The following is a 24,376-nucleotide window of genomic DNA, read 5'->3' as shown; positions in this document are numbered from 1 at the left end:
GCTTTTGAGTTACATTATTAATTTACTAGTGAACAATAGATAAAAAACTAAGGTGATTACCTCAGTTTTTTATCGCTCATACCTAAACCTTTTGCAAGGTTGAACAAGTTGCTAAAAAGCGTTTGTTCATCATTGTCATTAGATTTGGATTTTAGATCCATCAATAAATTAGCAATGGTTAAATTCTTAAGGTCGTCAGATGATATTCCGTATTTATCAGCAAACTCTTTCACTTTCTCAAGTAAGTTGCCCTTAACATCATCACTACCTAAAATAGCATCTTTTACATCTTGTATATTGGTACTATTGGCAACTAACCTGTCATAACCCTTACCTTTTGTAATTTGCCCAATAATTTGATCGAAGAACATAGTTTCACCACCAACAATATCAATTTTGGCAGCTTTCAATGCATCTCCAATAACTTGAGCTTGTGCATCGGCAATATCTTTCTGAATATTAATTTGAGCCAGGTCAATTTGTAATTCTTTGTCTAAACGCAATTTAAACTCTTCATGTTCTTTACCAACACCATCTAATTTCTTCATGGCATTCGCTTTTTCTTCGATACCGGCAGCATCGGCTAAAGCCTTCTCTTTTATTACGTCTGCTTCGGCTAAACCATCTTTACGTTTTGCCTCTGCTTTCGCCTCTATACCAGACGCTTCAGCTTTTGCTTTTTTCTCAATAATAAGTGCCTGTACTACACCTTCACGCTCATAAGCGTCTGCTTTGGCATGCATTACTTGAGCTTCAGACATACCCACGGTAGCTTCTTCTTTTGCTTGAGCTTCTGCCAAAATTTTTCGTGCTTCAGCTTCTTTTTCACTAGCTTCTTTATGTGCCAATGCCTCAATGTTAATCTCTTCAGCTTTTTGTTTCGCCGCTTCTTTTTGAGCTTCGGCAGCTTTAATCGTTTTGATTAAATCTTCTTGAGCGTTTGCTTCTGCTATTGTAATTTTAACTTGTTTCTCACGATCAGCAGTCTTGAAAGCTTCAATATCTTTCATGTTTTCTTGCTCTTCCACTACTCCTTTTTCCAGGGTAACGCGATCACGAATAACATCTTGAATATTCTTCTTTTCCACTTCAACTACTTTTTCCTTTTCTATTTGAGCCAAGGTAACAACTCGCTCTCTTTCCGTAGCTTCAAGCAATCTATCTTTTTCAACTCTTTCCGTTTCAACAGCATCTGTACGTTGTTTATTCTTTAAGGCAACAATTATTTGACGCTCCATATTCTCTTCAGCGACCTTTACCTTTTCTTGTGTTGCAATACGTGCGGTTTCAGATTTTAAACGCTCTTCTTCTGCTACTTTTAAAGTTTCTGCCTCTTCCCTAGACTTTATGTTGGAAATCTCTCTTTTTTGTTGCTCTTCTTTTTCTGCAAGTTGCTTATCCAGTTCTAAGATAGCTTCGCGAGCTTCAACATCTTGCTTACGGATAACTTTCTCCTCATCACGCTTAATAAGGTTCGCTTTAATGTTCTGTGCGGCAGTTAAATCGGTTATCTTCTTAATACCTTCCGCATCAAGAATATTATCCGCCTTTAAATGGGAAACGGCAGTTTGTTCCAAGTAATCGATAGCGCAATCTTCTAAGGTGTAGCCATTTAGGTCAATCCCTATAATATCAACAATTTCATCTCTAAACTCTCTACGCGCTTCATATAATTGAATAAAATCGAATTTTTTACCAACTGTTTTTAAGGCTTCAGAGAATTTGGCTTCAAAAAGTTCTTCTAAAGTTTCTTGTCTAGAAGCTCTTTGCACACCAATGGTCTGCGCTACCTTTTTAATAAGGTCAACCTCATTGTTTACCCTAACAAAGAAAGCAACTTTAATATCTGCACGCATATTATCTTTACAGATAAGACCTTCGGTAGCAAGTCTTTCAATTTGAATTTTCTTTACCGAAATGTCCATTACTTCAACGCGATGAAAGACAGGAACCACATAAAGACCTTTATCGGTGGCTACTTTAGTACCTCCAAATCCGGTTCTTACCAAGGCTTGACCTTGATGAACCTTTTTGTAGAACATGGCAATAATTGCAAAATAAACGATGATAAGGAAAAGAAGAACTCCTAGACCTATACCAATAATTGAAAAGATGGATTCCATAAATGATTTAAGATTTATTGATTATAAGATTGAACTAAAAAGTGTGTGTGATCCGCAGATCGTTTAATAATCAAGACCGAACTTCCATAGGTAAGTGGTTTACGGTCAAGTGATTTTACGTAGATAGAATGGCTGTTGCCATCTGCTTTTACCTCTGCATTACCCAGTTTATCTTCACTTATACTGGATAACATAATTGCTTGCCTCCCTAAAAAATCTACAGGGGCGTCTCCATCCTTATTTAGTTGTTTAAAAAATCCTTTAAATGGTGTGGTAAGAATTTTATTGATAAACAAAGCCGGAAATAGTAGCGCAATCATAATTACAAAACCAATATAATTTTCATAGGTACCGGTAAGTGTAGTAAGTATGGTGGTAGAAAACCACCATACAAAAATCCAAAAGGTAAACGTGAACATAAACGGTAAGCCTACAAAATTGAAATAAATGAGAAATATTTGCCATCTTTTTAACGGCTTACGTTTCTTGCCTATAACATCGTCTTTATTGACTTCTGCATTTGAGATATCTTCAAAATCTAGATTGCCGCCTTCAATACCGGCATCAAAATCGATGTCAGCATCTACTTCTATATCTACATCTAGGTCATAATCAAGACCACCGATCATGGTAATGATCCAGTAGACAATTAGAAGTATCAGCAAAACGGTCAGAGTAATGTTTACCTCAGAAAATAATATGTCGGTCAGTTGATTCAAATTTTTATTTTTTGGTTTTTGTGAACCCTAGTTGTTCTTTTAATTTTTGAAGTTCGTCATCTGCGGCAGCTTCAGTAGTATCTGCAGCTTTGTCAAGTTCTTCATCTATAGATTTGCTTGCATTGGCAATATCACCGTAAGCTTCGGCCAAAGCTTCTTCTTGAGCTATTTTTTCTTTCATACGCTCAAGCATAGAAACCGTACCACTACTGTCTAGCTCAGCCATTTGCTTGTTTAAATTTTTGGTGGCATTGCTTACTTTAACACGGGCTTTTAACGTTTTAAGTTCGTTTTCCCAATTGTTTATATTCGCCTTTAAAGCTTCAACATTACCTTGCATTTGGCTTACGTTTGACTCAAACTTTTCGGTTTCTGCTTTAGTAGCTTCCAATTGTTTCTCGTTTGTTTCTTTTTGCATTAGAGCTTCTTTTGCAAGTCTGTCCGCTTCGGCTGCGTCCAATTCTTTACTATTGGCCTTTTTAAGGATAATTATAGCTTTATCTTTATACTCTTTTGCTTTGTTTTTATATACGTCTTGATCGTTCTTAGAACGTATTGCAAGTGCTTTTACTTGTGCAAGAGCTTCTAAACTTTTTTCCAAGTCCAGTTTCATATCCCTAATTCCCTGTTCGGTCATCTTAATGGGATCTTCCATTTTGTCTATAGCTGAATTAGTTTCAGCTTCTCCTATTTTAAATAGTCTTTTAAATATATTCATGATTTTATTGTTTTTAATATTTAGAAAATTCTATGATTTTGTCTGAGTATTCACTCATTAATAAGCTTAAAGAGTTTAGACTAGCTTCAAACTCGTTCAAGTCCATATTCTCGATTTGTAATGTATCCCTGAATATGACTCGGTTTGCTGTTTCATCTAAAACAAAGGCCCCATGAATGATGTCTCTATTTTTTTGGAGTAAGTTTTTAAAGATTTTTTCGGATTGATTATGAACAGAAAATATAAATTGTTCCATAATCAAAATTGGTGGCGATACCCCTAATATCAGATTTTTTATTCCAGAGTCTTCTTTCTCAACAACCATAATTCCGTCTGCCCTGTTCTCTTTTACAATATTAAAATTCAGTTCAAGCAGGTAATCTCTGGTTATATTAAAGTGGTTTTTCATTTGTGTTGGTTTTTGTAAGTGGATTCTTAAATTCAATAATACAAAATAATATTGGTGCGTTTTCCTAAATTGACAATAGGAGCGCTAAAATGTAAATAATTACGACGAACATGATATTGAGTTTTTAAAATTGGTTAAACAAAAATTAATAGCTCAAAATAATAGCAATTCAAATATTATTGCTAATTTTGTTAGACAAATATAAATAAAATTTTATCATTTGCAAATAATATTAGCAAAATATGTCGTATTTCGGAAAGAATATTAGGAAAATAAGAAGTTTAAAAAGTTTAAGCCAACAGGCGTTTGCCGAGCTATTTGAGCTGAAAAGAGGTACTTTAGGAGCTTATGAAGAAGGAAGAAGTGAGCCCAAATTGGAAACTCTAATAAAAATTGCTAATTATTTTAGCATTCCTATCGATGACCTGCTCACAACCGAATTAACGGTAAATAATTTATTGAAATTTAAAGGCAACTTAACCATTGAGCAAGACCTTGGTGAGCAAGAATTCTTTATAAAAGTTCCTTGTATAACAGCTTTGAATCAGGGAGATTATATGAAGCATCATGATAAGGATTCTTACATACAAGATTTACCGTTTTTGTCTTTACCCATTAATCCTGATAAAAAATTTAGGGCGTATACCGTTCAGAATTTAGAAATGAGTAGAAATGAATTGGGAATGTTTCCAAAAGATATTGCTGTTGGAGAATGGGTGCCACCTACCGTGTATTCAAAACTTAATAATGGCACTTTGGTTTTTACAGTAACAGAAAAGAACATCATCTTAAGAAGATTGTTTATTACGAATGACAGTTTTGTGTTACGGGCAGATCATAAAAATGTGGAAGATGTAGAACTGAAATTGAAGGACATTAAAGAAATGTGGCGCGTGAGGTATGTATTCTATCATAGGTTGCCTGAGACCAATTATAATATAGAAGAAAAACTATTTCAATTGGAGAAAGATTTTGATAGACTTAAAAATGAGCGTTAATAAAAAAGCCCTTCAGGACTGAAGGGCTTTTTCTTAAACTTGAATGTATATATGTCTTAGATAACTTTAACGTTCACTGCGTTTAAACCTTTGTTACCTTCTTTAAGTTCGAATTCAACTTCATCGCCTTCGCGAATTTCGTCGATTAAACCAGAAATGTGTACAAAGTGATCTTTTTCAACTCCTTCTTCAGTGATAAAACCGAAACCTTTTGTGTCGTTGAAAAATTTTACTGTTCCTTTACTCATTGTAATGTAATTTAATTTATAATACTTATTAGTAAGCAAAGATGACGCCAATAGTTGACAATGAGCGGTTATTAATCGGTTATATTCTTTTTTTGGGAATACTTTAAGAGTTTTCTGCTCTAAATGAAGCATTTACCTGCTGTAACCCTGAATAGTTTGTCTAGATTTATCGAAAATAGCCATGCCCTATCTATAATTGTGATATGATTTATGAAAGAATCATCCATCTTACCATTATAAATATTTTGATACATTAGTAGAAACAACAATTAATCAACTAAATACATTCAACAACATGAAATTTTCAATTCACTTAAAAAGGGTTTGTTTAGGCCTTGCCAGTATCTTACTTCTTGGTTTTAACGTAACAGCGCAAAAACCAAAATTTGACCTCTCTAAAGACTTGCTATTGGTACAGTTGGATTGTAAAACCGATATCGATGACCTTCACACAGCGGCTGGTTTGGCAACGCTATTGAAACACCCAGATTATAAGGACCTTAATTATTATGCTGTTGCCGGTACTTATGGTATTCAAGAAGGGTTATATGTTCCGCCAAATGAGTTAATGAAATTGGCGTTCAACGAAAATTGGACAGATGCCGATAAAAACTGGGAAGCATCTGTAGAAAAAATCGCAAAATTGGTATCAAAGACCATTAAAAACGGTGGAGATGTATGGGTTGCCGAAGCGGGTCAGTCCGATTTTACTGCAGATTGGGTAAAGCAATTATCGCATCAAAATCCATCAATCAAAATAAAGGAGAACATACATGTAGTTCAGCATAGTGATTGGAACGAATCTGTTACCGAACCAACGAAGTTAAAGTACACACAAACAGTAACTGATTATCATAAAATACCCGATGGCAATGCGGTAGGCAATGGCACACCGGGACTTAAATCTAAGGGCAAAGTGAACTGGGAATCTAAAATACATGACGACCATTTAATAAAGGTGTGGAATACAGCTATACACTTAGGGAACAAATACAATGGTAAGGACGGGAGATATTTAAATGAAAGTGTAGCCAAAGGCGGATTGGATTTTTCGGATCTAAGTGAAGTTTGCTATATTTTAAATCTAATGGACATTGAAAATACCCATGAATTCTTTACTTACTTTAAAGTGGAGTAACGGTATGCTTTAATTTTAAAAAGGCCTCTTGCAATTTTTTTGTAACGGGGCCTTTTTCATTACCTGTGTAAAGTACATGGTCATCTATTTGTTGAATGGCTGCAATTTGGGTACTGGTGCCAGTTAGAAATGCTTCGTCAACATGAACCAAGTCGGTGGTTTTAATTGGTATTTCTTTTACCTCTATATGTAAAGCATGGCAAATTTCCATCACCGCTATTCTGGTAATTCCATTTAAAATAAATTCATCTGCTGGGTGTGTATACACGACACCATTTTTCACGAAAAAGAGATTACAGTGAGAACCTTCTGTAAAAACGCCATTTCTGTGCATAATGGTTTCATAGCAATCATTTTGTTTTGCTTCATCGTTCAGCATTACATTACCTAATAACGATGTCATTTTAATATCGCAACGAGACCATCTAAAATCATCTCTTGTAATTACTTTGGCATTTACGTCATTAATGCCTGCCAATGTTTTAGGAGATGCGAACATTATTATGGTTGGCGTAACCTTGTCAGGGTACGCATGTTTTCTAGGTGCCACTCCCCTAGTAATTTGTATATAGAGCATGTAATCTTGACCCTCTAAATTAGATGCAGATATTAGGGCATTAATTGCGTGGGGTAAAGAACTTGCATCAAACTCAATATTTATTTTTTTCAGTCCATCTTTTAATCGGTCAAGGTGGGCATCAAAATAAAACAACCGTCCGTTTATGTTTGCGATAACCTCGTAAATGCCATCACCAAAAATAAAGCCCCTATCAAAAACTGAAATTTTAGCATCTTGGGCATTTTTTATTTCTCCGTTTACATATACTTTTTCTGGATACGCCATAATTTTTTAAAGGTAACGTTGAAGGTGTTTCTTAAAGTAACTAGCACTGTCAGTAATACTTTGCATAGAATTTTTCGCAAAATTACTACCCTGTTCAATGTAGTAATATTGTAAATCATTTTTATCTACTGTAGATAATATACTCTTGTAATCTATAGAACCGTTACCCATTTCAGAATAATCACGGGTAAGTTTGTCCATATCCTTAATATGCCACATGACATATCTACCTGGGTTTTCTTCTATGAGCGAATGAATGTTTTTTTGTGATGAATGTTCTACCCAATACATATCCATCTGCAACTTCACTAAATCAGCATCTGTATTGTTGAGAATAATTGTATAGCCTTGTTCCCCATTGTGATCGGTAAATTCAAAATCATGGTTATGATAGGCAAATTGCAATCCAGCATTTTTTACCTGCTCACCTATTACATTTAATTTATCGGTAAGTACTTTAAAATTTTCTATAGTCCTATATTCCGGAGCTAACCATGGCCAAGTAATATATTTGCTGTTTATGTTCTTAGACCCAATAATACATTGGTCTACGTAGCGTTGAAGTTTTTCTTTAGGCCCTTTAAATAAACTGGAAAAATCATAATGCCCGCTGGAAATAGTGAAATCCAAATCGTCTAATCTATTACTGAATTCTTTGGATTTTATACCGTAATACGTATCGTTTTCACCATCATAGCCGTATATTTCTCCATCTTCATACCCTAATTTACGTGCGTAAGCAATACTGCCTATGGGATCTTTTGCCATTGCGTCACGAATGGTAAACAATTGCAGTCCCATTTTGTACTTATAATCTAGAGGAAGAACGGATAGTGGTAGTATAGAACTGACCGAGAGTACGCCCGTTTGCTTCAAAAAATTTCTTCGCGAATTAGAATGGTACATGGAATTTTATTTTTGTGGTACAACGTATAAGGCTATAAATATACTACTTGGTAAAGGAATAAGTTAGTTATAAAATTAAAAGACAGCTATTTCTAGCTGCCTTTTTTGTATAAAAAAATTAATAACGTTTTAGTTATTTGCCAATGCGGTTTCAGCAAATGAAACACGGTAAATAGCATCACCGTAATCATCTGATATTAACATGGAACCATCTTTTAACATTAATAAGTCTACCGGCCTACCCGATGCTTCTTGGGCTACTTCATCTAACCAACCATCAATGAAAGGTTCGCTGTTTATTACCTCACCATCTTCAATGTCTACCATCATTATTCTGTACCCTACTTTTTTACTTCTGTTCCAAGAACCATGTTCGGCAATAAAGGCTTTTCCTTGATATTCCGCTGGAAACATATTACCGGTATAAAACTTAATACCCAATGGTGCTACATGGGCACCCAATTGTAATGCAGGTTCCACAAAATCCGAACACGGGCGTTCATCACCAAATTCCGGGTCTTTTACAATGCCACCATGACAAAAAGGATAACCAAAATGTTGACCGGCTTCGGTAACGGTATTTAGCTCGCAGGGTGGTATATCATCGCCCAGCATATCACGGCCGTTATCTGTAAACCACATTTGTTTGGTTTCAGGATGCCAGGTAAAACCAACGGAGTTACGTACGCCTCTAGCATAAATTTCACGATTGCTTCCATCTGGATCCATTCTTGTAATGGTAGCAAAACGCTCATCTTCTTCTGTTCTGTTACAAATATTACAGGGTGCACCTACCGGTACATATAATTTATCATCAGGTCCAAAGGCTATATATTTCCATCCGTGGTGAAATTCCGTCGGAAAATCGTCATATATTAATTCCTTTTCTACTTCTCCGTCCAGTTGATCCTCAATATTTGGATATTTCCACAGACTACCTACCTGTGCCACATATAGGTCTCCGTTTCTCATGGCAATACCATTAGGTACTTCCATAGTATCTAAAACCATAACATTATCGGCTTTAAAATCCCCATTGGTATCTTGTATGGCATAAATATTATTTTCTGTTCTGGTACCCACAAATAGAGTACCATCATCACCCATGGCCATAGAACGTGCGCCATCTACTCCCCTGGCAAAAACTTCAATTTTAAATCCTTCCGGTAAGTTTAGCTCCAATAACGCCAAATCTGTACTGTCCAATGCTACTTTATTGGTAGTTTCTTGTTCTTTTTCTTGTTTTTTATCCTTACAGGATAAAATAGCAATGCCCAAAATGGCTAATAGAAATACTCTAGAAATAATAGTTTTCATAACCTGTTCGTTTTTGTTTTACGAAGATACACAACCAAAAGCTGTTTTATAACATGGTTCTGGTGCTAATTAATGTCCGTTTAACTTTTAAAAATTGACAAATAAAAAAGCTAAACTCTTCAAAGAATTTAGCTTTTTTAAATACTATAGTTGATTAATGTACAGAAACAGCGTCAAGTGCCTTGCCAATTAATGTATCTCCATTAATAATTTCAAAAGTTTCATTTTTAGCGGAATCATCATGTAGCGATCGTACTAAAGTTTGGGCCACATCATCTCTACTTATAGCACCTTTTTCATTAAGTTTTGATTGGAGCTTTATTTTTCCCGTACCGCCATCATTAGTCAGGGAGCCCGGTCTTACAATACTATGGACAAGCGCTGTAGATTTTAAATATTCGTCTGCATTATGTTTTGCTTTCAAATAATCCTGTAATTCATCTGATTGTTCCGGTTTGTCTGCACCCATGGAACTGAGCATTACAAATTTCTTAATATTGGCTTTTTTGGCTTCGTTAATTAAATTTTTTGCTCCTTCCTGATCAACTTCAATAACTTTTTCCCCGCCAGAACCCGCAGCGAAAATAATTTTGTCAATATCCTTAACCGTATGCGAAATGTCTTTTTCCAAATCGCCCAAAACGGTTTTAATGTTATCTTTTTTAAACTGCTTTTGTTGTTCTTCTTTCCTGACCATGGCCACAGGAACAAAGTATTGAGAATTTTTTAAAAGATTTACTATTTTTTTTCCTGTAGTACCATTGGCACCGGCAACTAATACATTTTCCATTTTCAATTGTTTCTTTGCAAGCTAGCAATATTGTATATGGAGTGTTAACCTGTTCAGAGAATATGTTGATCCAAAAACAGCCTTAAGTAATGTAGAATGGAATGTATTGGAAATAAGCACATTTAACAATGGTTTGTGTTAAATGTTGATGGTTAAAAATACTAGCTTACAATTCAATGAATAAAACAATACTTATGAAAAGTGAAGATAAAAATACAAGCTATAATTCTGATGTAACTACAGATGATTTACAGGCACTAGGGGAAAAGGTTAAGAATACCAGAACGGATAAAGGAGATGATAGTCAGCTTAACGAAAGAGAAAAAGAGGTAGATTTTACCGGAAAGGACTTAGACGTACCCAGAAGAAAATTACCGCAAAGCAAAACTAAAGAAACGTTGAAGGATGAGGAAAATCAATTATATAGCCAAGGCGGACCAGGGAATGAAGATTTAGAGCGAAATAGAGATTATATAAAATAAAACAAGCAAATAGCGATAAATAAAAAAGGCGACCTATTGGTCGCCTTTTAATATAAACGTTGAATAGTTTAAGATAAACTAGCATTGAGCTCTACTTCTGCATTCAGTAATTTAGAAACCGGACAAACTTCTTTTGCTTTGTGAGCAATTTTCTTGAATTCCTCTTCATCAACATTAGGAACATCTCCTACTAAGTTCAAAGTAACTTTTACTATTTCACCATCCTTAAATTCCACTTTTGCGGCTACGTCTAAAGTTGTTGGTGTATAGCCCTCTTCTCCCAATAAAAAACTTAACTGCATGGAGAAACAGCCTGCATGGGCCGCTCCAATAAGTTCTTCTGGGTTGGTACCTTTTGCATCTTCAAACCTAGTGTTAAAGGCATACGGTGTATTATCTAAAACCGTACTTTCGGTAGACAAGGTTCCTTTACCTTCTTTTCCGCTACCTTTCCATTGTGCATTTGCATTTCTTGTAAAATTCATATCTATATTTTTTATTATTAAAATTGAATTAACAGACGTTAATTACGCATGTTGTTTTTCTTCCTTTTCTTTATAAGTTGGGTAATCTAAATACCCTTCTTTACCTCCTGAATAAAAGGTATCCTCATCCCATTCTGCCAATTCGTATCCATTCTTAAATCGGGCTACCAAATCCGGATTGGAAATATATAATTTACCGTAGGCAACCAAATCGGCGTGTCCCTCTTCAATTATTTTATTGCCACTTTTCTGGTCAAACCCTGCATTGATCATTAAGGTGCCATTATATAGTGGTCTAAAATGTTGGGCAATGTTCTGCACTGCATACGGTATATCGGAAACATCCGTAAATGGCTCGGATAAATGGATATAGGCCAAATTGTAATCGTTTAATTTTTTTATGATGTATTCAAAAGTCGGTATTGTTTCCTTATCCATGGACATACCAAACAAACCGTCTAAAGACGGGTTAAAGCGTGCCCCTATCTTTTCTTGAGGAATAACTTCTTTTACGGCATCAAGTACTTCAAAGAAAAACCGAGTTCTATTTTCAATAGAACCTCCGTACTCATCTGTCCTAGTGTTAGATGTAGCATTAAAGAATTGATGAAACAGGTATCCGTTGGAGGAATGTATTTCTACTCCATCAAATCCGGCTTCCACCGCATTCTTTGCCGCATTGACAAAATCGTTGACCGTAGATTTAATTTCATCCTTGGTCATTTCTTTTGGGGTCACCGTATCCTTAAAACCCTCAGAAGTAAATGATTTTGCATTTGGATTAATGGCAGATGGCGCCAAGGGCAATTCCCCGTCATGAAAATCTGGATGCGACATTCTTCCTACATGCCATAACTGAATAAAGATTTTACCTCCCGCTGCGTGTACGCTCTCTGTTACTTTTTTCCATCCTTCTACTTGGGTTTTAGAATGTATTCCCGCAGTATTTACATAACCAACTGCTTGCTTTGAAACTTGTGAACCTTCCGTAATAATTAGTCCGGCAGAAGCGCGCTGTGTATAATAGGGTACATGCAGGTCTTCTGTTGGTGCATTTTCGTCATTTGCAGCCCTACTTCTTGTCATAGGAGCCATAACGACTCTATTGTTTAACTGAATGTTTTTATGATAGGGTGTCAATAATATCTGTGAATTCATAGCGTAACTTTTATAATTTCTAATGGAAAACAAATTTCAAAAATTAAATCCATCATTATTAACTCGTCTCCCTAAAAACTTATCATATATGCAAAATGGAGATAGTAAAAATAATTAAGGTTGGCATACTGTTTTCTTTAAGATTGCAGGTAAATAATCGTTTATCAATAGGAAGTAAAAAATGTTTGAAAAATAAGTGAATTAATCACTTTTGAAAGATTTAGAAAGTATGGGTCTAATATAAATTTGCATGCCGTTAAAACCAAATTCTATTTTTCACGTAAGTAGGTAAAAGACAATCTTTAACCTAGAAAAATGAAATATAGCTGTAAGTGGGCACTAAGGCTGTTACCCGTACTGTCCTTATTATTAGTATCCACAACCATTAGGGCACAGAGCTTAAAAGGAAAAGTGACAGATAATAATGGTGTAGCCTTAGAAAATGTGGGAATTTTTAATCGGACTAGCGGGCAACATAGTCATACCAATTTATCAGGGTCATTTTCACTTCCTTCAACACAGGTAAACGATTCTGTCTATTTTTCAAACTTAGGATTCAAAACCTTTGTGTTGGTTGTTGAACCTAAACATTTCAATGAAAATGTACAAATTGCTTTAGAGGAATCAAGCATCAATTTAGATCAAGTAGAAGTAATTTCTAAAGTTGATGCCATGAATAGAATTGTAAAAATTGATATACAGAACGATCCGGTAAAGTCATCACAGGAAATTTTGAGAAAAGTACCGGGATTATTAATTGGTCAGCACGCAGGTGGCGGAAAAGCAGAGCAGATTTTCTTAAGAGGATTTGATATTGATCACGGTACAGATGTAGCCATTAGTGTTGATGGTATGCCAGTGAATATGGTATCACATGCGCATGGTCAAGGTTATGCCGATTTACACTTTGTCATACCGGAAACTATAAATAATATAAATTTTGGTAAAGGATTATATTATGCTGATCAAGGTAATTTTAATACTGCCGGTTACGTAGATTTAAGCTTGAAGAAAAGCATAGATGAAAGCATGGTGTCTTATGAAGCCGGACAGTTTAATACTAATAGATTCGTGGGGCTTTTTAAGGTATTGGAAGATGGTAAAAGCGATGCATACCTAGCCTCTGAAGTATATCTTACGGCCGGACCATTTGATTCCCCACAAAACTTCAATAGAATAAATGTGTTAGGACGATATAATTATAGGGATATAGGTAAGGAAGAACTTACGTTAACTGCCTCTCATTTTCAAAGTAAATGGGATGCTTCGGGTCAAATTCCACAAAGAGCTGTAGATCAAAACGTAATAGGTAGGTTTGGCGCCATTGACGATACCGAAGGAGGACAAACCAGTAGAACCAATGTAATGTTGAACCACACAAAATTTTTGGGTGAAGACCAGTTCTTAAAAACTAGGGCTTTTATAAGCAAGTATGATTTTGAATTGTTCTCCAATTTCACCTTCTTTTTAGAAGACCCAATAAATGGCGATCAAATACGACAGTATGAAGATCGAACGATTATGGGAACTGAAACTGTTTTTGAACAGATCAATATAACTGTAGGTGAAGATGATATCGTTAGCTATTCTGCTGGTGTAGGCTTTAGAAGTGATAATGTAGATGATGTAACACTAGAGCATACGTTAAACAGAAAAACAGTGTTGGAGCAATATGCATTTGGCGACGTAGATGAAACCAATATGTACGGTTTTGTGGATGCGGAATATAAAACAGGAAACTGGACCTTTAATCCGTCTGTACGATTAGATTATTTCAACTTCGACTATGAGAACAAGCTAAGCGAGCTTTACGACAATAAAAGTGAAAGTAAGGCCAAAGTGAGTCCTAAGTTGAATACACTATACTCGGTAAACAGAAATTGGCAGCTATTCTTAAAGACAGGATTAGGTTTTCATTCTAACGATACACGTGTAGTTACGGCAAACGAAGGTAGGGATGTATTACCGACCGCTTATGGCGTAGATTTAGGAACCATTATTAAACCTGCAGATAAGTTGGTGTTAAATGCCACTTTGTGGGGACTGCTATTAGATCAAGAATTTGTTTACGTAGGTGATGCAGGTATTGTTGAGCCAAGTGGTAAAACACGTAGATTGGGGCTTGAACTAGGTGGTCGTTATCAAGTATTGAATTGGTTGTATCTGTATAGTGACGTTAACTACACCTATGCAAGAAGTACAGAAGAAACGGATGGTGAAGACTATATTCCCCTTGCGCCGGATTTCACGGCAGTAGGCGGACTATCAATTACCGATTTAGGCAATTTTTCTGGGAATTTGAATTATAGATATTTGGGCGATAGAGCTGCGAACGAAGACAATAGTATTGTTGCAGAAGGATATTTTGTGACGGACCTACACCTAAACTACCATATTAAAAACTGGACAGTTGGTGTAATCGCAGAAAACCTATTTGATACAGAGTGGAACGAAACACAGTTCGCTACAGAAAGTAGATTATTCAATGAAACCGCATCGGTCGAAGAAATTCATTTTACCCCCGGAACTCCGTTTTACTTAAGAGGAAAGGTTTCTGTGAGGTTTTAGAGAAGTTTTAGTAGCAAGCATAAAAGAGTTCTGATTTTATTATCAGAGCTCTTTTGTTTAATTCGAAAACTATTCGGGAGCATTAACGGTTACTTCTGAAACCGAAAAGCTACCTGTATTATCTTTAGAAGTAACTTTAATACTATATTCGGCACCAGAACTATATGCAATTTCAGATATACTATTTTCCGCTATGTCAGTTTCTTCAATTATTACCGATTCATTTTCGGTTATAGTTACATCGTAGGTTAAAAGGTCGTTATCTTCATCAGTTCCAATCCAGTTTACAGTTAACAACTGCGCTAAAGTATTAAACTCAGTATTGATTTCTGCCGCATAAGGTGCATAATTACCTTCGGCTAAACCAGGAGTGGTAAAAGAATATGTATCACTTTCCGTAGCGCCAAATTCATTTTTAGAAGTCACTGTCCAAGTATAGGTTTTGCCTCTATCCAAAGTAACCGTAGCTTCTTGACCACCTACCATAGTTGTCGCAATTTGCTCATTACCTAATAAAACTTCAAGTTCATAATTAACTACATACTGCGCAGTATTCCACTTAAATAAAATAGAGACTTTAGTATCATCATTTGGAATAGGTTCAAATTCTACACAAGGCTCGCCATTAACAGGTATAGTGCCCGTTACTTTAGTAGGAACCGTTTTGTCTATCTGTTTTTCGGTCTCTTCAGGAGTGCTTTTATCGCAGGAATTTAAGCATGCAAGAATCAATGCAAGACCTGTAAAGTATTTTAATGTTTTATATATCATTGTTTTATAATCTTAAAGGTTTTTGAATTTTCTTTTGTTTGAATTACTGTGGGATAAATACCTGCTTCTAACGCTTGTAAGTCTATTGAATTAGCGCCTTGCCCTGAAAGTGTTTTACTTAGTACAAGCTTACCCGATAAGTCATAAACCAACACGGTACTTGATTCTTCGTACCCTTGGATAAATACTTCTCCCGAAGTAATTGTTGGAAACATTATAACAGTATCTGAAAAGGCAAATGAATCGGTAACCATCCCTTGGCAGTCACTTTCTCCTGTAATGGAGATTGCATTGAATTCAGATAAATCCGATAATTGAATTTCATTTTTTCCATTAGATGTAAAGCTGAAATTTTTTAGTTCTCCGTTTATATCAACAATATACGTATAGCTACCCTCCACATTGTAAGTTGCCGTTTTAGCAGCGGTATTTAAACTTTCTCGCTTTCCTGAGATTGAGCCGACTTCGTTAATTTGAATGCCGTAGGTTTGAGAATACGATATATCTGGAATAGAAATAGTGACCGTATACAAACCAGTGGTGAGATTGGTTACTTCTAAATTCTCATTTAACGATATCTCATTATAGTCTGTTGAAACTGGGCCTGCAACAGCTATATTAAAAATATAATCAGTTAGCGCATTTGAAATTGAAATACTTCCATTTGCTTCTCCCGGACAAGTTGGTGTTGCGCCATAAACCAAAATGGCATCTGCAGCAATTATTTCACAACCACTTTCGTTTACCATAACATTTGGTCTTGTATCTAAACAAGAATCGTTATGATCTAAAATTCCGTCTAAATCAGTGTCTTCGTTGCAGAAGGGCACTTTGCCTCCATCATTGATAATCCAGCCGTACGTATCTATCAGATATTGCCTAGCTTCTTCAGATTCGCAATATTGGCTATCCCCACCGTCAAAAACTACACTATTTTGTAATGATGTTTGATTTGACCAACCAATGAGGGTTTTATCATAGTTTTCATTGGACAAGGCCGTGTTAAAAAACATTGAGGCCATATCTGATACTTTAGAAACATCCCAATTACTCATATCCCCATTAAAGTTATTAGCTTCATAAAACATGTAGTTCATACTCATGGTATTAGAAACATTCCATGACGAAATCTTACCATTGAATAAAGATGCCCTTAGAAACATTGCGGTCATATCAGTAACCTTACCGACATCCCAATTATTTAAATCTTGATTAAAAGAAGTTGCTTCTTTAAACATCTCGGACATATTTGTTACGTTAGCTACATTCCAATTACCAATATCTTGATTGAAAGAAGAAGCACCATAAAAAGCACTACCCATATTCATAATATTGCTCACATCCCAATTACTAATATCTTGATTAAAGGAGGAGGCACTCCTAAAAAGGACTTCAAAACTAGTCACTTTTAAAAGTTTCCAATTACTTATATCTTGATTGAAAGATGAGGCTTCATAAAACAGTGCTCTAATATTTTCAACATTAGATAGGTTCCAATTCCCAATGTATTGATTAAACGAAGATGCTCTTAAAAACATTGCTTCCATACTTGTAACATTATTCATACTCCAGTTACCTATATCTTGATTAAATAGTGATGCAGAAGAAAATAGATAATCCATTCTTTTAATGTTACTTACATTCCAATCTTTAAAACTATCATTCCCTATTAATGCATTACAACCAGAAAACATAGATTGCATATCATCTACAATATCTAAATTCGGGGTGTCTATAGCGGTAATATCTAAGTTTGCACAACCAGCAAATGCATTGCGCATGGAAAACCAATTTATTGCTCCCCATTGATTTACTAAAATAAGCTTCTCTTTGTCACCAGAATTATTAAAATATATTCTTGGAAATTGTCCAGTTATAGATATTTGATAAGTTCCAGCAACTGAATAAGTATGCGTTGCATCACCTGTAAAATTTGATTCAGTGGTGCCGTCTCCCCAATCCACCGTATAATTGTAGGTTTCCCATGGAAATGTAGGAATAGTTATTTGATTATCCTCAGAAATACCTGGGTTATCGGTTTTCCAAATGGTTATAAAGGGGCAATCCCTACCTGCATCTTTTATTTGCCAATTGTATGTTTCAATAATTTTTTTTCTAGCAATTTCACCATCACAAAAAGTACTGTTTCCTGCGTTGAACTTAACGTTTCGCTGAAGATTGGGATTTGAAGCCCAACCATTTAAGGTATGGTCGTAATCCTTCTGACTAATACCGGCATTGTCAAACATGTTTTCTAAACTAATAGCTTTTTGTAAATCCCAATTACCAAGATTTTGAGAGAATGCCGTAGCACTCTCAAACATATATGACATATCCAAAACATTCGTTACATCCCAGTTCCCAATATTTTGATTAAAATTTGTAGCACCATGGAACATGGCTTGCATGTTTGTAACATTACTTACTTCCCAATCACTGATGGATTGATCAAAACTATTTGCATCATAAAACAAATTATTCATGCTTGTGACTGCACTGGTATTCCAAGATCCTATTTCTTTATTAAAATCTTTTGCACCGGAAAACATACCCTCCATATTTACAACATTTCCAACATCCCAATCATCTAAATCTTTATTAAATAATAATGCGCCATAAAATAATTCTTTGGCATTTGTCAAGTTAGATACATTCCAATCATTTAAAGGTTGATTAAAGTTTACTGCATTTTTAAACATGTTTTCCATATCTAAAACATTAGAAACATTCCAATTACCTATCGGTTGATTGAAATTTAATGCATCTGAAAACATTCCATTCATGTACAAAACTTCACCTACATTCCAGTTGCCAATATTTTGATTAAAATTATTAGCACCTTTAAACATTTCGGTCATGTTTACTACTTCTTTTGTTTCCCATAAATTAAAATTTTCATTTCCTATAAGATTAGAACAGTTTAGAAACATTCTTGCCATGTTTTTTACGTTTGATAGGTCTGGAGTATCAGTTGCGTTAACGTCAAGATTTCTACAACCTGAAAATGCCCCCTCCATAGTAGACCAATCTATATCGCCCCACTGTTCAATACTAACAAGCTTACCACCATCAACAAACCTCTCTTCAAGTATTCCTGGAAACCTGCCAGAAATTTTTATGGTGTAAGTTCCAGGTTCTTTATAGTTGTAGCTAACACTTCCAGAAACACCTTGGTATATGGCATTTTCTCCCCAATCAATATCATAATAATAATCCTCTCCTGGAATAGTCCTAATAATAACCTGACTATCTGTTATAGTTCCAGGCATATCTGTTTTCCAAGTGGTAATGAAAGGTCTAGAAACTCCTTTCAATATCTTAAAATTTAAAACATAGGTAGCGCCTTGAGTTCCTGTTAAATTATAACCACTAAATGGGGTAACCATAAGTGTATAATTACCCGTTTTCAGATTTCTACCTAAATAATCATTGCCATTTTGCCCAAAAAAAGTAAAATCACCAATATTGGCAGATTTTACCAAGTTAATTTCATCCATCAATTCCATTTTGACACTAGCTACATTATCGGTCGATTCAATTTTAAAATTGAAAAAATCATTTGGAACAGATTCTAAGTTAACATGAGAATTATTTTTTAATGTATAAAGAGCTTGATCATTGGTAGCATCGATTAAAATTATTTTTTTTACGGCAACAGATTCGTAGCACATTGCTCCTCCATCTGTAATATTCCATGAAAATTTATCAATTAGTAGTTGTCTTGATGTATTAGAATTGCAAAATTTGCTTGAACCTCCATTGAAATTAATATTATTAGGAACTACTGTTTGATTAGCCCAACCATTCAGGGTTGCATCATAATTTTCTTGTGATATATTTATTTGATCAAAAAAGTTCTCAAGAGCAATAACATTTTGAATATTCCAAGAACCTAAATTTTGGTCAAAGGATATAGCAAATGAAAACATACTTTGCATTGATTTGACACTACCTACATCCCAGTTTGTAATATTCTGATTGAATGATTTGGCACTCCGGAACATATATTCCATACTACTCACACTTGAAACATTCCATTTTGAAATATCTTGGTTAAATGCTTCTGCATATTGAAATAAATAGAGCATACTTGTTATATTACTTACATCCCATCTACTTAAATCTGAATTGAAATTTGTTGCTCCATCAAACATCCAACCTAACGATGTTACCTTCGGAAATTTCCAATTCCCAATATCTTTATTAAATGATGATGCGCCACGAAACATTTGTTCCATAACTTCAATATTTGATAAATCCCAATTTCCTATATCAGCGTTAAAAGATGTAGCATCACGGAACATTAATGATATGTCTGTAATATTTGAAATATCCCAAGAGTTCATGGAGTCATTACCAATAAGATTAACGCATTTATAAAATGCACCCTCTAAGGAATTTACATTTTCCAAATTAGGAATATCTGTTGCATAAATTTGTAAATTTTTACATCTAGAAAATGCAAATTTAAAAGACGTCCACTCAATATCGCCCCATTGTTCTATTGTGATTAATTTATAGTTGTCTATTGTTCCTTCAGATTTTCCAAATAAAATACTAGGAAACACACCACTAATTTTCACTGTATAAGTTCCAGGAATAGTATATGTATGTGTGATATCCTCTATTACATTAGAATCGGAAGTTCCATCGCCCCAATCTACCGTGTAGTCATAAGTCTCTCCAGGGAAAGTAGGAATCGTAATCTGATTATCCTCAGAAACACCAGGGTTATCGGTTTTCCATGTGGTAATAAAATAAGTTGATGAACAATCATTACCTGCATCATTAATTTCCCAATTGTAGTTGTTTATAAGATTTTGTCTTGCCTCAGTACTGTTGCAGAAATTAATATTTGTTGCCCCTAATTTTACGTTCTCTATTAAATTTGGTAGTGTACTCCAAGCGTTTAAGATTTTATCATAGTTTGCTATGGATAATCCTGAACCATCAAAAATGGCATCCATATTTTCTACTTTGCTAATGTTCCAGTGTTCCAAATTTTGGTTAAAAGAAGTAGCATTTTCGAACATCTTGTCTAAATAACGAATATTACTAACATCCCAATTGCCTATTGGCTGGTTAAATTGAGTAGCCCCAGAAAACATGCCAGAAGTAGTCATCGAGGTAGGGCTTAAATCCCATTGTGACATGCTTTCATTACCCAATAGCGAAGAACAGTTATAAAACATGTAAGAGAACATAATATCTTTTGAAAAATCCGGCACATCCGTTGCCGTAATATCCAAATTTGAACAGCCGGCAAAGGCAAATTCCATAGATTTCCAACGATTTGAACCCCACTGATCCACTGAAATAATCTTTTTTGTATCAGCTATTTTTTGGGGATATTGAACGGGAAAAGGTTCACCGCTATTATTGAAGTATATTCGTGGGAACCTTCCGGTTATAGAAACTTGATAAATTCCGGATTCATCATAAGTGTGGGTAATATCCTCGGTAATGTTTGTATCAGTAGTGCCATCGCCCCAATCCACATTATAATTGTAAACCTCCCTAGGATTTGTTGGTATTGTAATTTGATTATTTTCTGAGGGACCGGGATTATCTGTCTTCCAAGTAGTTATAAATGCCTTTTCTTCTTCGCAATTCTCCCCTTGATCGATAATATTCCAACCATTTATGTTTGTTAAAACTTCTCTAGCATCTTTACTTGCACAATATTGTACGTCTTTTGCTCCTAAAGTAACTGCATTTTGTATGTAGGGTAATTGACTCCAAGCAATTAATATTTTATCATAGTTTTCTCTTGACAAGTCATTGTCATCAAAAATATTGGACATATCGCCCACATTACTAACATTCCATGTTGAAATGTCTTGATTAAAACTACATTGACTCAACATATGCCGCATAGAGGTGACATTGCTAACGTCCCAACTCGAAATATCTTGGTCAAAATAGGTGCTATTGAACATAAAATCCATATGGGTGACATTACTAACATCCCAACCAGTGACATCTTGCTTAAAAGAAGAAGAACCGAATGTACCTATCATATTCACCACATTACCCACATTCCAGTTACTGATATCATGATTGAAAAACTGAGTGCTAAAAAAAAGGTAGGACATGTCTGTTACATTATTGACATTCCAAGTGGATATATCTTGACCAAAGGCAGATTTGTCGAACAGGTTGGACATATCAGTAATTGTACTCACATTCCAAGTATTAAAGTTCTCGACTCCATTGAAATTGGAAAACTCACGATTTCCTGAAAAATCAAAACCATAGTTGCAATAGAAAAACATTTTTCTTAGACTCGTAACATTTAACAAGTTAGGCGCGTCATTGGCTCCTACCGATAAATTAGAACATCCGGCAAAAGCAGATTCCATAGAACTCCAATTAATTTCACCCCATTGTTTAATATTCAATATTTTTTCTCTGTCTCCAGATTCATTAAAATAAATCCTTGGGAATGTTCCCGCAATGGCTAGTTGATATATTCCCGGTTCGGAATATGTATGAGTAATGTCTCCCGTGATATTTGCATCTGTATTACCATCGCCCCAATCTACTGTGTAGTCATAAGTCTCTCCAGGGAAAGTAGGAATCGTAATCTGATTATCTTCCGATACTCCCTGATTATCTGTTTTCCAGGTAGTTATAAATTCTGTTTGTGAGTAGGCAATTGTAATGCATAAGAAAAGAATGCAACTGAGTAAAGTTCGCATGTATTTGGTTGTTATAGTTGATTGGTTAAATCTAATACTAAAAGTTAGTTTTGAAAGAATTAATCGATTAATTGTAATATTATTCCCTCATGAGGATTATATAAAAATAGTTCACATAATTGAAGTTCTTCATGCAGAATTATATGGAGAATTGTAATGTATCTATTTTTTTTAGACCAAAACTTCGTGTAAGAAATTTTTAAAGATTTTAGTACCGGCGAATTACTAAAAGTTGGTAATGAAGTTTTATTGGAAAATTACAGAAAACCCAAACAAGCTGAGTTCTATATTAATGTTAGAATTACCAATAGTAAAGCCACGATTACCGTTGATGAACCCTACACCACAATATAATTAAATTATAGGGAAGACTAAAAAATCTTTTAAGTAAAAAGGGCTGTTCTTTAAAGAACAGCCCTTTTTTATTTTGTATTATTTAATCCTCTGGTGGATGACCATGTATATCTTCAAAGACCTTGTCAAAATTCTCACGTAAATAAGCGTTTAATTTCTTTTGGTAATCTTCTTTTAACCAGCTTAAAAAATTATAGGTGCTTTTACTAATGCACTTGCCATAAACATGAATTCTATTATCAATATCTTCTTTTAGTAGCTTTGCCAGAGCAATGGCATCATATACATCTTCGCTATTTTCAATGCACATATATGCATGTTGGGCTATAGAGCGTTCCAATACAACTTTAGACGATTCTCCTGCAAATGTGGCTGTCTCGTATGTCTCTTTAATATCAAAATACGTTTCCTTGGAATTTTTGAATTCCGCCTTAACTTCTTCGGATAGGTCTAGTTTAAAATCGCTTTCAATGTCTTCGTCGTCACGAATGCGATCCATGTAGTAATTGGGCGATTTAAAAATGGCGCCCCAATCCAGATCAGCACCCCATGGACCAAATCTGTATAAATTGTTACCTAAATCTATAACGGTAAATTTAGACTTATTGTTCAATACCCTAGAACCCCTACCGATCATTTGATAGTATAGGGTAAGTGATTTTGTTGCCCTATTAAGAATAATAGTATCAATAGTAGGTTCATCAAAACCTGTGGTCAAAATACTTACAGAAGTTAAGATAGCATCGGGTGTTTCCCTAAACCATCTAAGAATTTGTTTACGTTGCTTTTTAGTCGCTGTATTATCCAAGTGCATTATGGGCAAACCCACGGCCTTGAAGGTATGGTATACTTGTATAGAAGTTTCAATACCATTGTTGAAAATCAAGGTTTTTTTGCCTTTGGAGTGTTTTGAATAAGCCTCTAACAACTTATTCAACATTGCCGGACTAGTATAAAGGTCCGCAGACGATTTCACAGTATAATCACCATTAGAACCAACTTCCAATGAAGTTAGCCCCATATCATAATGAAAAACCTCTGCCCTTGCCAAGAAATCATTTTCTATTAGATTCTCAATGCTTTCCCCGGGAATCAGCTCGTCATAGTTTTTGTTCATTGGCAAGTCCTTGTTAGAACTTAATGGAGTTGCCGTAACCCCAAGTACAAATGAATTTTCAAAAAACTTAAAGAGTTTTGTAAATGAATTGTAATGGGCCTCATCAATAATTACCAGACCAACATCTGAAATATCCAATTGGTCATCGTTTAATCTATTGTTCAACGTTTCCACCATAGCTACATAACAGCTATAGCGATCTTGGTCATCTAAATTGGCCTTGCTGTTTACCACTTTATTGACTACTCCAAAATTGGTAAGCATTTCAGAGGTTTGGTTACAAAGTTCAATACGGTGGGTCATTACCAACACCTTTTTATTGTGGTTCTTAAGGTACTGTCTTACTATTTCTGAGAATATAACAGTTTTACCTCCACCGGTAGGCAATTGGTATAAAAGATGGTAATCTTCACGTTCAGAATCGAACTTGTCAAAAATTTGTTGAATAGCACCCTGTTGGTAGCTATATAGTTCTTTGTCGGTTTTCTTATCCTTTAGTTCAAAAACTGTCTCTTGCATAAAATCTTTTC

18 protein-coding genes are annotated in these 24,376 nt (G+C 35.0%); 4 read left to right on the top strand and 14 right to left on the bottom strand.

What is annotated here, in order from left to right:
* Positions 1–56: 56 nt before the first annotated feature.
* From ABVM52_RS16830 to ABVM52_RS16815, 4 genes are read right to left on the bottom strand one after another with little or no spacing between them, the layout of a single operon-like run.
* Complete coding sequence (locus tag ABVM52_RS16830; RefSeq protein WP_405382235.1) at positions 57–2,123, bottom strand: SPFH domain-containing protein; 2,067 nt, start codon at positions 2,121–2,123, stop codon at positions 57–59.
* A 14-nt stretch (positions 2,124–2,137) separates the two neighbouring features.
* Positions 2,138–2,842, bottom strand: a complete 705-nt coding sequence (locus ABVM52_RS16825; RefSeq protein WP_116769048.1) for an OB-fold-containig protein — start codon at positions 2,840–2,842, stop codon at positions 2,138–2,140.
* Between the two features lie 4 nt (positions 2,843–2,846).
* Positions 2,847–3,560 carry a PspA/IM30 family protein gene (locus ABVM52_RS16820; protein ID WP_405382234.1) on the bottom strand — a complete coding sequence of 238 codons (714 nt, stop codon included), beginning with the start codon at positions 3,558–3,560 and terminating at the stop codon, positions 2,847–2,849.
* Positions 3,561–3,573: 13 nt separating this feature from the next.
* Positions 3,574–3,969 (bottom strand): molecular chaperone Tir, encoded by a 396-nt coding sequence (locus ABVM52_RS16815; RefSeq protein ID WP_116769047.1) that lies wholly within the window; start codon positions 3,967–3,969, stop codon positions 3,574–3,576.
* Between the two features lie 242 nt (positions 3,970–4,211).
* On the opposite strand from ABVM52_RS16815, the gene ABVM52_RS16810 reads away from it, so the two are divergent.
* A complete protein-coding gene (locus ABVM52_RS16810) occupies positions 4,212–4,967 on the top strand; it encodes a helix-turn-helix domain-containing protein (protein WP_405382233.1) in 756 nt (251 codons plus the stop codon).
* A 56-nt stretch (positions 4,968–5,023) separates the two neighbouring features.
* Here ABVM52_RS16810 and ABVM52_RS16805 read toward each other — a convergent pair whose 3' ends face one another.
* Positions 5,024–5,215 carry a cold-shock protein gene (locus ABVM52_RS16805; protein WP_027067037.1) on the bottom strand — a complete coding sequence of 64 codons (192 nt, stop codon included), beginning with the start codon at positions 5,213–5,215 and terminating at the stop codon, positions 5,024–5,026.
* Positions 5,216–5,510: 295 nt separating this feature from the next.
* Between ABVM52_RS16805 and ABVM52_RS16800 the strand changes: the two genes are divergently transcribed.
* Complete coding sequence (locus ABVM52_RS16800; RefSeq protein ID WP_405382232.1) at positions 5,511–6,353, top strand: hypothetical protein; 843 nt, start codon at positions 5,511–5,513, stop codon at positions 6,351–6,353.
* Here the strand turns inward: ABVM52_RS16800 and ABVM52_RS16795 are convergent.
* The 4 genes from ABVM52_RS16795 to ABVM52_RS16780 form a co-directional block, all read right to left on the bottom strand.
* Positions 6,340–7,197, bottom strand: a complete 858-nt coding sequence (locus ABVM52_RS16795) for an aminotransferase class IV (RefSeq protein WP_405382231.1) — start codon at positions 7,195–7,197, stop codon at positions 6,340–6,342. The genes ABVM52_RS16800 and ABVM52_RS16795 overlap by 14 nt on opposite strands.
* Positions 7,198–7,203: 6 nt before the next feature.
* Positions 7,204–8,103: a sugar phosphate isomerase/epimerase family protein gene (locus tag ABVM52_RS16790; protein ID WP_405382230.1), complete on the bottom strand. Its 900-nt coding sequence runs from the start codon at positions 8,101–8,103 to the stop codon at positions 7,204–7,206.
* 129 nt (positions 8,104–8,232) lie between these two features.
* Positions 8,233–9,420 (bottom strand): PQQ-dependent sugar dehydrogenase, encoded by a 1,188-nt coding sequence (locus ABVM52_RS16785; RefSeq protein WP_405382229.1) that lies wholly within the window; start codon positions 9,418–9,420, stop codon positions 8,233–8,235.
* A gap of 154 nt (positions 9,421–9,574) precedes the next feature.
* Positions 9,575–10,210, bottom strand: a complete 636-nt coding sequence (locus ABVM52_RS16780) for an SDR family oxidoreductase (RefSeq protein ID WP_405382228.1) — start codon at positions 10,208–10,210, stop codon at positions 9,575–9,577.
* Positions 10,211–10,404: 194 nt separating this feature from the next.
* Here ABVM52_RS16780 and ABVM52_RS16775 point away from each other — a divergent pair, with 194 nt between their 5' ends.
* Entirely contained in the window at positions 10,405–10,692 is a 288-nt protein-coding gene (locus ABVM52_RS16775) for a hypothetical protein (protein WP_405382227.1), read from the top strand.
* Between the two features lie 68 nt (positions 10,693–10,760).
* Here the strand turns inward: ABVM52_RS16775 and ABVM52_RS16770 are convergent, their stop codons facing one another.
* Positions 10,761–11,177 (bottom strand): OsmC family protein, encoded by a 417-nt coding sequence (locus ABVM52_RS16770; protein ID WP_405382226.1) that lies wholly within the window; start codon positions 11,175–11,177, stop codon positions 10,761–10,763.
* A 42-nt stretch (positions 11,178–11,219) separates the two neighbouring features.
* On the bottom strand, positions 11,220–12,335 hold the full coding sequence (locus ABVM52_RS16765; protein WP_405382225.1) for an alkene reductase: 1,116 nt from the start codon (positions 12,333–12,335) through the stop codon (positions 11,220–11,222).
* Between the two features lie 315 nt (positions 12,336–12,650).
* On the opposite strand from ABVM52_RS16765, the gene ABVM52_RS16760 reads away from it, so the two are divergent.
* On the top strand, positions 12,651–14,903 hold the full coding sequence (locus tag ABVM52_RS16760; RefSeq protein ID WP_405382224.1) for a TonB-dependent receptor: 2,253 nt from the start codon (positions 12,651–12,653) through the stop codon (positions 14,901–14,903).
* Positions 14,904–14,972: 69 nt separating this feature from the next.
* Here ABVM52_RS16760 and ABVM52_RS16755 read toward each other — a convergent pair whose 3' ends face one another.
* From ABVM52_RS16755 to ABVM52_RS16745, 3 genes are all read right to left on the bottom strand, one after another.
* A complete protein-coding gene (locus ABVM52_RS16755; RefSeq protein ID WP_405382223.1) occupies positions 14,973–15,674 on the bottom strand; it encodes a hypothetical protein in 702 nt (233 codons plus the stop codon).
* A complete protein-coding gene (locus ABVM52_RS16750) occupies positions 15,671–22,375 on the bottom strand; it encodes a BspA family leucine-rich repeat surface protein (protein WP_405382222.1) in 6,705 nt (2,234 codons plus the stop codon). Before ABVM52_RS16750 ends, ABVM52_RS16755 begins: the two co-directional genes overlap by 4 nt.
* Before the next feature lie 436 nt (positions 22,376–22,811).
* The gene (locus ABVM52_RS16745) at positions 22,812–24,365 is read right to left on the bottom strand and encodes a DEAD/DEAH box helicase (protein ID WP_405382221.1); all 1,554 of its coding nucleotides are present in this window, start codon (positions 24,363–24,365) and stop codon (positions 22,812–22,814) included.
* Between the last annotated feature and the right edge of the window lie 11 nt (positions 24,366–24,376).

Source organism: Maribacter sp. LLG6340-A2 (genome assembly GCF_045057105.1).
GTDB lineage: Bacteria > Bacteroidota > Bacteroidia > Flavobacteriales > Flavobacteriaceae > Maribacter.
This window is presented reverse-complemented; position numbering and strand designations above follow the sequence as displayed.